Source organism: Thermogemmatispora sp., from assembly GCF_019683755.1.
In the GTDB taxonomy this organism is placed as follows: domain Bacteria; phylum Chloroflexota; class Ktedonobacteria; order Ktedonobacterales; family Ktedonobacteraceae; genus Thermogemmatispora.
On sequence record NZ_JADGHT010000124.1, the window covers coordinates 1 to 12,248 of the forward strand.

Consider the following 12,248-nt stretch of genomic DNA (forward strand, 5'->3'; position numbering starts at 1 on the left):
GGGGAGAAGATGCCGCGTAAGGGGGGACCGGGGATTCTGCGCTCGGATTTGCTCTTGATTAATAAGATCGATTTGGCGCCGTATGTGGGGGCGTCGCTGGCGGTGATGGAGCGGGATACGCGCCGCCAGCGTGGGGAGCGACCGTTTGTCTTTACCAATTTGCGCAGCGGTGAGGGGTTGGAGGTGGTGGTGAGCTGGCTGGAGGAGCAGATGCGGCGCGCCCGCAGGTTGCAGATAGAGATTCCTTCTTGATCCGCCTGCTGTCAGCCCAGTTGGTCTGTTGGACGGGGCCAGGCAGGGGTAGCCGTGGGTGCCATGCTGCTCCTGTCCTGGCCCTTCTCTGGCTTGGGTGGCTGGGGTTAAGAAAGCTCTCCTCTCTATTGCCGAATTTCCTCCTTGCTGTCTTGCGCTCTCTGCCGTATCATCTGGGGTGCTCGATGGTGAGCAAATTCGCCCGCATTTTTGCGCACCTGGCTTCGTTCTTTTGTATGCAATGGCCATCCAATCGCTAGATAGGATCGCGTGTTGATGTGCTGGAGGCTCTCCCCCAGGTGCAGCTTGCTTCCCCAAGAAGCGGTGTTGTGGCCTCTGGCTGCCTGGCTGCCTGGCTGGTTGTCAGGCTGCGCTGGATTCCGCGACTGACCCGGCATGGGGGCCTGGCCCGTCTGGCTCCGCCGACCTTGCCTGACTCCCAGCGGCTTCAGGTTCGCTTGGGAGACAAGGCGCGCTCGTGTGCTCGGTCGACAGGGGGAGAGGAAAGGCAGGCATGGGTGATGGCCTATGGTTGTCGCTCCTTTTGTTCGCTGTCAGGTTGGAGAGAGGTGTGTCTCCGATGGCTGCTGTGAATGAGCTTTATCCCAATGTGCGCGTGCGGGGGCTGCGCCCTCATGAGGTGGTGACCTTGCTTGCGGTTCAGCCGCATGGTCCGGATGAGGTTGAGGTGGTTTATCGCGATGCTAACGGCCAGCTTGGTTCCGAGCTGCTCTATGCTGAGCGGCTGGCCCAGTTGACGGTGGTGCCCGCCGAGGAGCGCTGGTCGTTCAAGGCCGATGGGGAGCGCTTCCGTCTGGTTTCGGAGGCTTTTCGCATCCGGCTGGCCTACCTCTTCGATCCGTTGCTGGCGGTCCATACGTCGCTGATTGAGCCGCTGCCGCACCAGATTACGGCGGTCTATGAGACGCTGCTGACGCGCCAGCCGCTGCGCTATGTGCTGGCGGATGATCCCGGCGCTGGGAAGACGATTATGACGGGCCTGCTGATTAAGGAGCTGCAGCTACGTGGCGCCTTGCAGCGCTGTTTGATTGTGGCTCCGGGTAATCTGGTGGAGCAGTGGCAGGATGAGCTGAAGAGTAAGTTTCAGTTGCCGTTTGAGATTTGGACGAAGGAGCGGGCAGCGGCCTCTTTAGCGGCTAATCCCTTTCTGGAGATGCCGCTGTTGATTGCGCGCCTGGATGTGCTGGCGCGCAATGAGGCTTTGCGGCCCTGGCTGGAAGAGACGTCCTGGGATCTGGTGGTCTTCGATGAGGCGCATAAGCTGTCGGCGACGTTCGTGGGCGATGAGGTGAAGTATACGAAGCGCTATCATTTGGGTGAGTTGCTGGGGACACGCACGTCGCATTTGTTGCTGTTGACGGCTACTCCGCATAATGGCAAGGATGAGGATTTTCAGCTCTTTCTGCGCTTGCTCGATCCCGATCGTTTCGCGGGTCGTATCCGTTTTGGGGTGAAGCCGGCGGCGGTTGGCGATTTGATGCGTCATTTGTTAAAGGAGCAGCTCTATACCTTCGAGGGGAAGCCGCTTTTTCCGGAGCGCTATGCGTCGACGCTGGCGTACGAGCTTTCTCCTCTGGAGCAGCGGCTCTATCGGGAGGTGACGGAGTATGTGCGCCAGGAGTTTAATCGCGCCGATGCTTTGCAGGGGGGCCGCAAGGGAACGGTGGGCTTTGCGCTGACGATTCTGCAGCGCCGGCTGGCTTCGTCGCCAGAGGCCATTTATCAGTCGTTGCATCGGCGTCGCTCGCGTCTGGAGAGGCGCCTTGCGGAGCTGCACCAGCAGCGGCTCATGGCTTCGGTGGAGCTGCCCGAGGAGGTGCCGCTGTTGGATGAGGAGGAGCTGGCGGAGTTGGAGGAGGATGCTCCAGATGCTGAGCGCGAGCAGGTGGAGGAGAGGGTGGTGGATCTGGCGACGGCGGCGCGGACAATGGCCGAGTTGGAGCAGGAGATTCAGCGCTTGCGGGAGTTGGAGCAACTGGCTGAGGAGGTGCGCCGCAGTGGCCGTGATCGTAAGTGGGAGCAGTTGTCGGATTTGCTTCAGCATGAGCAGGCGATGTTTGATGCTGAGGGCCGGCGCTGTAAGCTGGTGATTTTTACGGAGCATCGCGATACGTTGCTCTATTTGCAGCGGCGTATTACGGGTCTGCTGGGCCGCGCTGAGGCGGTGGTGGCGATCCACGGCGGAATGGATCGGGCGGAGCGTCGGCAGGTTCAGGAGGCTTTTACGCAGGACCCGGAGGTGTTGATTCTGGTGGCGACGGATGCGGCGGGCGAGGGCATCAATTTGCAGCGGGCCCATTTGATGGTGAACTACGATCTGCCGTGGAATCCTAATCGCCTGGAGCAGCGCTTTGGACGCATCCATCGTATCGGGCAGACCTATCCCTGCCATTTGTGGAATCTGGTGGCCCTGAATACGCGCGAGGGCGAGGTATACTATCATTTGCTGGAAAAGCTGGATAAGGAGCGTAAGGCGCTGGGTGGGCAGGTGTTCGATGTGCTGGGCCGTTTGCAGTTTGGTGAGCGCTCGCTGCGCGATTTGATTGTGGAGGCCATCCGCTATGGGGATCGCCCCGAGGTGCGGGCCCGCCTGGAGCAGACGGTGGAGACGGCCCTGGATCGTTCTCATTTGCAGCGCTTGCTTGAGGAGCGGGCGCTGACGCATGAGGTCTGGGATGTGGTGCGGGTGCGTCAGGTGCGCGAGGAGATGGAGCGGGCCCAGGCGCGGCGTTTGCAGCCGCATTTTGTGGCCTCCTTTTTCTTGACGGCCTTTCAGCGCTTCGGGGGCCGCTTTTATCGCCGTGAGCCAGGCCGCTATGAGCTGACGCATGTGCCGCAGCGTATCCGTGAGCGCTCGCCGGCGGGTCTGCGACGGGCGCTGTTGCCGCGCTATGAGCGGGTGACGTTTGAGAAGGAGCTGATGACGCTGCCGGGGAAGCCGCCGGCGGAGTTGTTGTGTCCGGGCCATCCGTTGTTGGAGGCGGTGCTGAATCTGGTGCTGGAGGAGGATCGGGAGCTGTTGCAGCAGGGGGCGATCTTGCTGGATGAGCAGGATGGGGGCCGGGAGCCGCGGGTGCTCTTTTATCTGGAGATGACGATTCAGGATGGCCGCGTCGATGCCTCGGGCATGCGCCATGTGGCGGCGCGTCAGTTGCTGTTTGTGGAGTGCACTGCCCGGGGGGAGATGCAGCCGGCAGGCTATGCGCCTTTCCTGGATTACCGCGCGCTGAAAGAAGATGAGCAAGGGGTGCTGGCCGATGTGCTGGCGGCTCGCTGGCTGCAGGAGGATCTGGAGGAGCGGGCGCGCTCGTATGCGATCCGCGAGCTGGTGCCGCGCTATCTGGAGGAGGTGCGCCGCCAACGGCTGGAGCAGGTGGAGCGGGTGCGGCAGGCGGTGCACGAGCGCTTGATGCAGGAGATCATTTATTGGGATAAGCGGGCGGCTGAGCTGGCGGAGGCGGAGCGGCAGGGGAAGGTGAATGCGCGCTTGAATGCGGACCAGGCTCGTCAGCGCTGTCGGGAGCTTGAGGGGCGCCTGAATTCGCGTATGGAGGAGTTGGAGCGGGAGCGGACGCTGACGCCGCTGCCGCCGCGGGTGCTGGGGGCGGCGCTGGTGGTGCCGGCGGGTCTGCTGGCGGAGCGTCGGCGGGCGCTGGTGGAAGAGACGGCGGCTGGCTCCGAGCGGGCGGGCGCGGATGCGGAGGATGAGGTTGGGCTGGAGCGCAATCCCGAGGTGGAGCGGCTGGCGATGGCGGCGGTGATGGAGGTGGAGCGGGCGCTGGGCTATGAGCCGCGCGATGTGAGTCGCGAGAATCGGGGCTATGATATTGAGTCGCGTGTGCCGGAGACGGGGGCGCTGCGCTTTCTTGAGGTGAAGGGTCGGACGCAAGGGGCGGCGACGGTGTTTGTGACGCGCAATGAGATTCTGACGGCGCTGAATCAGCCGGAGCGCTTTGTGTTAGCGCTGGTGCTGGTGGAGGGCTCGCAGTGCGCGGTCTGGTATGTGCGCCAGCCTTTTGAGCAGCCTCCTGATCGGCTGGCCTGCGGGGTTTTTTATAAGATCGCTGATCTTTTGGCAAAAGGAGAGCGTCTGCGATGAGTGATTCGCTGAAGAAGAAGTTGATTGAGGTGGCGCTGCCGCTGAAGGCTATTAATGAGGCTTCCTCTAAGGAGAAGTCGCTGCGTCATGGTCATCCTTCGACGCTGCATCTGTGGTGGTCGCGTAAGCCGTTGGCGACGGCGCGCGCCGTGCTGTTTGCCTCGCTGGTGGACGATCCGTCGGCCCACCCGGAGCGTTTTCCCAATGAGGCCAGCCAGGAGCAGGAGCGCGAGCGGCTTCTCGAACTGATCCGCCAGTTGGTCATCTGGGAGAATACAACCAATGAGCAGGTGCTGGCGCAGGCCCGCGAGGAGATCCGCCGCGCGACGAACGGAGCGCCGCCTCCCGTGCTCGATCCTTTTGCTGGTGGCGGCTCGATTCCGCTGGAGGCGCTGCGCCTGGGGCTGGAGGCTCAGGCCGGCGATCTCAATCCGGTGGCTGTGCTCATCAATAAGGCGCTGATCGAGATCCCGCCGCGCTTCGCCGGGCGCCCGCCGGTTCATCCGCAGGCGCGTCAGGCCCTGCTCGCGGGTCAGTGGGAGGGGGCGCGCGGGCTGGCCGCCGATATTCGTGCCTATGGGCGTTGGCTGCGCGATGAGGCCGAGCGGCGCATCGGCCACCTCTATCCGCGCGTGCCTCTGCCGACGTCAGCGCTGGAAGAGCAGCCCGCCACCGACAGGAAGCGAAAGCCCAGTCAGGCCAATGGGGCCAGCCACAGCAACGGCGAGGCGACGGTCATCGCCTGGCTGTGGGCGCGCACGGTGACCTGTCCAAATCCGGCCTGCGGGGCTCAGATGCCGCTCGTGAGCAAATGGTGGCTCTCGAAGAAGCGGGGGCATGAGGCCTGGGTAGAGCCGCTGGTGGAGCGCGAGAGCAGGCCGCCGCGGGTGCGCTTTGTGGTGCACACAGGAGACACGGGCCAGGGTGAGCCGCCGGCGGGGACGGTGAACCGCCGCGGCGCCCGCTGTGTGGTTTGTGATACGACGATCCCTCTGGAGTATGTGCGGGCGGAGGGGCGTGCTGGACGTATGGGATATCAGTGTATGGCCCTGGTGGCGGAAGGCCCACACCAGCGGGTGTATTTGCCCCCCGCAGGGGAGCCTGTCATTGAGCAGCCCGCTTCATGGAAGCCCACTCAAGAGCTATCCTACGCACCTCGTTACATGGCTCCCATACTCTATGGTATGGTCACCTTCGGCGACCTCTTCACGCCGCGCCAGCTTGTGGCCCTGACCACCTTCAGCGACCTGATCGCCGAGGCGCGCGAACGGGTGCTGGCCGAGGCACGCGCCGCCTGGGGCGAGCTGGACCCCGCCAGCGCTGGCGATGAGCGCCCCCTGCGCGAGGGCGGCAGCGGCCCCGTCGCCTACGCCGACGCCCTGGCCACCTACCTGGCGCTGGCCGTGGATCGGTTGGCCGATAAATGTTCTACCATTTGTGCATGGGACGTTACTCGTGAAAATGCTGGTCATACGTTCTCGAGACAAGCCATACCTATGGTCTGGGACTTCAGTGAAGTAAATCCCTTCAGTAGCTCGGGAGGCAATTTCATGGGAGCCATCAACTGGGTGGCCGCGGTCATCGAGGCCGTCCCCTGCAGCGCCCGCGGCGTGGCCAGGCAGTGCGAGGCCAGCGCGGCGGTCAATGGCGTCGCCCGGCCCCTTATTTCCACCGACCCGCCCTACTACGACAACGTCGGCTACGCCGACCTCTCAGACTTCTTCTACGTCTGGCTGCGGCGTAGCCTGGCTCCCATCTATCCCGACCTCTTCGCCACCCTGCTCACCCCCAAGGGCGGCGAGCTGATCGCCTCGCCCTACCGCCACGGAGGCGACAAAGACCAGGCCCGCCGCTTCTTCGAGGAGGGCCTGCGCCGCGTCTTCGCCAATCTGCGCGCCGCCCAGCATCCCGACTATCCCCTGACCCTCTACTACGCCTTCAAGCAGGCCGATGTCGAGCAGGCCGGGGACGAGGCGCCTGACGAGGAGCTGGAGGAGGCAGCCGAGCCGCTGGCAGACGACGAGGCAGAGGCCGCCGAGGAGGGCCAGGCTCCTCAGAGCGCGGCCCGGCGCCGCAACGGCAAACAAGCCGCCAACGGCCAGAACGGCACGGCCCTGGTAGCCTCCACCGGCTGGGAGACCATGCTCGAGGGCCTGATCAGTGCCGGCTTCACCATCACCGGCACCTGGCCCATCCGCACGGAGCTCGCCAATCGCCCACGTGGGCAGGGATCGAACGCCCTGGTCTCCTCGATCGTGCTCGTCTGCCGCCCGCGCCCCGAGAAGGCCCCCATCGCCTCGCGCCAGCAATTCTTGCGCGAGCTGCGCCAGGAGCTGCCCCAGGCCATTCACCACCTGCAGCAAGGCGGCATCGCCCCCGTCGACCTGGCCCAGGCCAGCATCGGTCCCGGCATGGCCATCTACTCCCGCTACCGCCGCGTCGAAGACGTCGACGGCAGCCCCGTCAGCGTGCGTGCCGCCCTCCAGCTCATCAACCGCGTCCTGGACGAAATCCTGACCGCCCAGGAAGGCGACTTTGACAACGAAACCCGCTGGGCCGTCGCCTGGTTCGAACAGTTCGGCTTCGTCAGTGGCGACTTCGGCAGCGCCGAAACCCTCTCCAAAGCCAAAAACATCTCTATCCAGCGCCTGAGCGAGAGCGGCATCGTGCACTCCCACGGCGGCAAAGTGCGCCTGCTGCGCGGCGAAGACCTGCCCCAGCGCGAACGCCTCAACGACGGCCAGCCGCTCACCACCTGGGAATTCACCCTGCGCCTGGCCCACGCCCTCCTCAAGGGCGGCGGCGAAGAGCACGCCGCCAGGCTCCTCAGCCAGAGACAGGACCTGGCCGCGTCAGCCCTTGAACTGGCCTACCGCCTCTACAGCATCTGCGAGCGCCACGGCTGGGCCCAGGAGGCCCTGCCCTACAACAGCCTGGCCAGCGCCTGGCCAGACATCAGCCAGAAAGCCTTTCGCTACAGCAGGGGCGAGCTTGCCGAACAGGGGAGCCTGCTGCCAGAATAATCACAGAGAAAGGAGAGAATGCGCAAAACCGGGCGCCAAAAGTGTGCCTGGCTGCCGTCTCTCCCTTATTGGGAGAGACGATGACCCTGGCGTTTGCCTGATGAGCGTCTAGTAAGCGAGCAACTGGAGAGGAGCGACCCCCTATATGCCACGCACCAACCACGAATACGTCGGTCAGGCCCTGACCTATCTCCGCGACGGCCTCAGGCCCTTCGTCGAGCGCGAGATGCAGAACACCTATGGCACCAACTGGCGCAAACAGGCCGCCCAGTCCCTGCATAAAGAGCACATCACCGAGGATCAAGATCTCCTGCGTGACGTCCAGGCCCTGCTCGTCATCATGTGGGACCAGTGGAACCAGGTCTTTGCGCAGACGCTGGGACCACTTGAGCGCAGCCTGGTCAGCGAGCTGCGCGATACACGCAACCGCTGGGCCCATCAGGAGCCGTTCGACACCAGCGACGCTTACCGCGCCTGCGACAGCGCACAGCGCCTGCTCGAAGCGGTCTCCGCCAGGAATGAGGCCGACCAATGCGAGCAGCTCATGTCTGAGCTGATGCGCCGGCGCTACGAAGAGCAGACCCAGCGGCAGGCCCGGCGCACCTCGGCCCTGGTCGCCGAGAAAGGCGTCGCCGGGCTGCCCTCCTGGCGCAGCATCATCACGCCGCGGCCCGACGTCATCGGTGTCGAATATAGCCTGGCCACATACGCCGCCAACCTGGCCCAGGTGGTACAAGGCAGTGCCCCAGCCGAATACCAGGACCCGCGCGAATTCTTCCAGCGCACCCACCTGACCGAGGGCCTGCGCCGCCTGCTGACCAACGTCCTGCGCCGCCTCAGCGGCCAGGGCGGCGACCCCGTCATCAACCTGCAGACCAACTTTGGCGGCGGCAAGACCCACTCCTTGCTGGCCCTCTACCACCTCTTCTCTGGCTACCCGGCCTCCGAGCTGGCCGGCGTCGAAAGCCTGCTGTCAGCGGTCAACCTCAGCAGCCTGCCCAGCGTCCAGCGCGTTGTTATCGTCGGCCACGCCATCTCTCCCAGCGACGTCCAGCACAAGCCGGATGGCTGCACCATTCGCACCCTGTGGGGAGAACTGGCCTGGCAGTTGCTTGGCAAGGCCGGCTACGAGCGCGTCGCCGAAGCCGACCGGCATGGCGTCAGCCCTGGCTCCGACACCCTGCGCGAGATCTTCGCAGCCGCCGCCCCTTGCCTGATCCTCATCGACGAATGGATCGTCCACCTGCGCCAGCTCTATCACAACCCCAACCTGCCCGCCGGCACCTTCGAGGCCAACCTCAGCTTTGCTCAGGCCCTCAGCGAGGCCGTCAGCAGCACGCCGCTCGTCCAGCTCGTCGCCTCGCTGCCCGCCTCCGACAGCGAAGCCGGCGGCCAGGGCGGCAAAGAGGCCCTGGCCCGCCTGAGCCAGATCTTTGGCCGCATCGAAGCCCCCTGGAGTCCCGCCAGTCCCGAAGAGAGCTTTGAGATCGTGCGCCGACGCCTCTTTAAAGACCTGGTCACTCCCGACCAATTCAAGGCCCGCGACGCCGTAGCGCGCACCTTCGTCCAATTCTACGAGCAGTACCAGCAGGAGTTTCCCAGCGCCAGCCATGAAGCCAGCTACGAAGACCGCATCAGGCGCGCCTACCCCATCCATCCCGAACTCTTCGACCGCCTCTACGGCGCCTGGTCGACCCTCGAACGCTTCCAGCGCACGCGCGGCGTCCTGCGCCTGATGGCCAGCGTCGTGCGCACGCTCTGGGAGCGCAACGACCCCAATCCGCTCATCATGCCCGGCAGCGTCCCCATCGACGCCCCCATCGTCCAGGACGAGCTGATGCACTACCTGGAAGACAACTGGCGTCCGGTGATCGCCAGGGACGTCGACGGGCCTGACTCGCTGCCGCTGCGCCTCGACGGCGAGTATCCCAACCTGGGCCACTGCGGCGCCAGCCGGCGCGTGGCGCGCACCCTCTTCCTGGGCACGGCGCCCACCGTCCACAGTCCCAATCGCGGCCTGACCGTCAGCGAGATCAAGCTGGGCTGCGTCATGCCCGGCGAAAACATCTCGGCCTTCAGCGACGCGCTGGGCCACCTCTCCAATCGCTCAACCCACCTCTGGTACGATGGCCAGCGCTACTGGTACGACACGCGCGTCAGCATCACGCGCCTGGCTCAGGACCGCGCCCTCCAGGTCCAGGACTACGAGATCAGCCAGGAGCTTGAGCGGCGCCTGCACGCGAGCCTCAGCGGCCCTAAACAGCGCGGAGCCTTTGCCCGCATCCATATCTTTCCCTCCAGCAGCGCCGAGGTGCCCGACGAGAACAACGGCGTCGCCCTGGTCATTCTGGAGCCGCAGTTTAGTCATGGCGCCAAAGATAGCCACAGCCCGGCCTACAGAGAGGCCTTGCGCCTGCTCCAGGAGCACGGCAATGGGCGCCGCCAGTATTGCAATACGCTGATCTTCCTGGCCGCTGATCGCCACCGAATCGAGGGCCTCAAGGAGGGCGTGCGCGAGTTTCTGGCCTGGAAAGGCATCTGGGACGATCGTGAGAGCCTCAATCTGGACCTGGCCCAGCTCAATCAGGCCCAGAGCAAGCAGAAGGAGGCCAACCAGACCGTTGATCTGCGCATCACCGAAAGCTACTGCTGGCTGCTCATCCCCGAGCAGAGCAACGCCCGCGACAGCAGCAGCATCCTTCTGGATGAGCGTCAGCTCAAGATGACCGGCCAGGAGCCGAAGCAAATCGCGCTATCCATCAGCTTCACCCTGCGCGAGAGCGAACAGCTCGTCGAGCGCTACGCGCCAACCTGGCTGCGCCGGGAGCTGGACAGCATCCCGCTCTGGCGCGGCAACCACGTCAGCGTCAAGGAGCTGCAGGACTTCTACGGGCGCTATCTCTATCTCAAGCGCCTCAAGAGTCCCGAGGTCCTGCTGCAGGCCATTGCCGAGGGCGTGGGCCTGGCCCAGTGGCGCGACGATAGCTTTGCCTACGCCGACACCTGGGATGAGGAGCGTCAGCGCTACCTGGGACTGCGCGCCGGTCAGCCTATGAGCAAAGAGCAGGTGCAGCCTTCCGGCCTGGTGGTCAAGGCGGAGGTGGCCGCCGCCCAGCTCGAGGCCGAGGCGCGCGCCAGAGCCGAGGCTGAGCGCGCCCGCCTGGCCCAGGCGGCAGCCAGCACCCTGAGCGCCCCCGCTCCCGCTGGCAGCGTGCCAGGGACCGCGCCGGCGCTACAGACTTCACCTGCTGCGTTCTACGAGCAGAGCCAGTCGGCCAGCGCCGCCTATACAGTCGCTGGCAGCTCAGCGACGGTCGCCACCGAGCCACCACAGCGCCGCTTCTACGGGGCCGTTGCGGTCGATCCGCGGCACCTCGCCAGCAGCGCTCACACCATCGTCAGCGAGGTCATTGAGCATCTGCTGAGTCTGCCCGGGGCCAAAGTTGAGGTGACCCTGGAGATCCAGGCCACTTTCCCCGACGGCTTCCCGGCCCATAAGCGTCAGGTCGTCGAGGAGAACTGTCGTACCTTGAAATTCTCCGACTTCGGCTTCGAGAGCGAGTAGTCTAGCCGGCAGGCCAACCGGCCAGCCAGATCGGGACGCCAGCCCGTCTCAGCTCAGCCTGACTCCACGAAACGTGGCCAGTCACCGAGGTGGCGCGTCGCGGCGTCCTGGTCTGGCGGGTCCTCCTCGGCCCAAGCGGAGATGTCAGGCGGGCCGTCGGCAGTCTGCAGCAGAGCGTAGGCCGGCGCCTCATCTGCAGCGGCCTCGTCGACCTCGTCCGGCGAGGAGGCCAGCGCCAGAGCGGCCAGCTCGCGGCGGAAGGGCCAGAGGAGGATCTGCCAGGCCCGCGCCGGCGGCAGTTCTGCCAGGTGGCTCCGCGCCGCCGCGATGGCCTGCCAGACCTTGCTCACATGCTCCATCGCCTCGGCCTGCTCCTCAGCCTGACCCAGGGTCGCGACCGCTTCCTCCAGATGTCGCCAGGTTGCCGGCGACTCGCCCTGTCCGTTGGAGACGGGCGCCAGCGTCGGCCCTTGCTCCCGTAGGCGCCGCACCAGCTCAAGGCCGGGCCGTGAGCGCTGACGGATCTTCATGGTCGGTTTCCTCCTTTCTGCTTGAGATCTCCTCTCCGCTTGAGCAATCTGTCTGGCCCGAGCGGCCCAGACGGCGTAGCTCGTCCTGACACCAGGCGAGCAGCTCGGGCGGACATTGCTCCCAGGGAATGTAGTCCAGAACGGCCAGTCGCGCTAGTGCTGGCCCCAGCCCTAGCCGGGTGTGGATCTGCTCCAGATGCGCATAGACCGTGTTGCGGCTCAGCCCCAACTGTCTGGCCACCTCCGTGGTCGTCAGCCCGGCCCGGAGCAAGAGCAGCACCTGCCAGCGGCGCAGTCCGCGCAGTCTGAGCGCCGGCGATGAGCGCCGTTCGGGGAGGGTGGGCGCCTCGGGCTGGCTTGCTGGTTTGCCAGGCAGCGGAGGCAACCCCTCGGGCGGCAGCAGCGTGGGCGGACACTGCTCCCAGGGGACATGCGCGAGTGGATCGCTGCGGCGGGCGAGACAGAGACGCTGGCGCAACAGGGAGAGGTGAACGGCAACGGTGTGAGGGGCAAGGCCCAGTTGGGCGGCCACAGCCTGGCGGGAGAGGCCGCGGCGCAGCAAGAGGACGATCTGCCACTGGCGCGGGGTCAAGGGCCGTCGCCACCGGCGGTCAGCCCTGGGCCGGCAGGTGAGAGTCATAAGCTGTCTTCCTCCTTCAGTGCATGAATACAGGTAGCAATGAACATCGTCTTGTCGGGATGAGCAAGCAAGCTGTCTATGATGAAGGGAAGAACGAGGGTGGGGAAAGCAAACAGGG

The 12,248-nt window shown here is 65.2% G+C and carries 6 protein-coding genes; 4 read left to right on the plus strand and 2 right to left on the minus strand.

The genetic code is table 11. The features are described from left to right. The 4 genes from IRZ24_RS10040 to IRZ24_RS10055 all read left to right on the plus strand — a co-directional run. On the plus strand, positions 1-252 hold a 252-nt coding region (locus tag IRZ24_RS10040; RefSeq protein ID WP_297163374.1), incomplete at its 5' end, for a GTP-binding protein. A gap of 580 nt (positions 253-832) precedes the next feature. After that, positions 833-4,372, plus strand: a complete 3,540-nt coding sequence (locus IRZ24_RS10045) for a helicase-related protein (protein WP_297163377.1) — start codon at positions 833-835, stop codon at positions 4,370-4,372. Continuing rightward, positions 4,369-7,395: a DUF1156 domain-containing protein gene (locus IRZ24_RS10050; RefSeq protein WP_297163380.1), complete on the plus strand. Its 3,027-nt coding sequence runs from the start codon at positions 4,369-4,371 to the stop codon at positions 7,393-7,395. Before IRZ24_RS10045 ends, IRZ24_RS10050 begins: the two co-directional genes overlap by 4 nt. Positions 7,396-7,540: 145 nt before the next feature. Beyond that, positions 7,541-10,960 (plus strand): Swt1 family HEPN domain-containing protein, encoded by a 3,420-nt coding sequence (locus tag IRZ24_RS10055; RefSeq protein ID WP_297163384.1) that lies wholly within the window; start codon positions 7,541-7,543, stop codon positions 10,958-10,960. A gap of 53 nt (positions 10,961-11,013) precedes the next feature. On the opposite strand, the gene IRZ24_RS10060 is transcribed toward IRZ24_RS10055, so the two are convergent. After that, complete coding sequence (locus IRZ24_RS10060; RefSeq protein ID WP_297163389.1) at positions 11,014-11,490, minus strand: hypothetical protein; 477 nt, start codon at positions 11,488-11,490, stop codon at positions 11,014-11,016. Next, complete coding sequence (locus tag IRZ24_RS10065; protein WP_297163392.1) at positions 11,456-12,130, minus strand: LuxR C-terminal-related transcriptional regulator; 675 nt, start codon at positions 12,128-12,130, stop codon at positions 11,456-11,458. The genes IRZ24_RS10060 and IRZ24_RS10065 overlap by 35 nt, the downstream gene beginning before the upstream one ends. Positions 12,131-12,248: the final 118 nt, after the last annotated feature.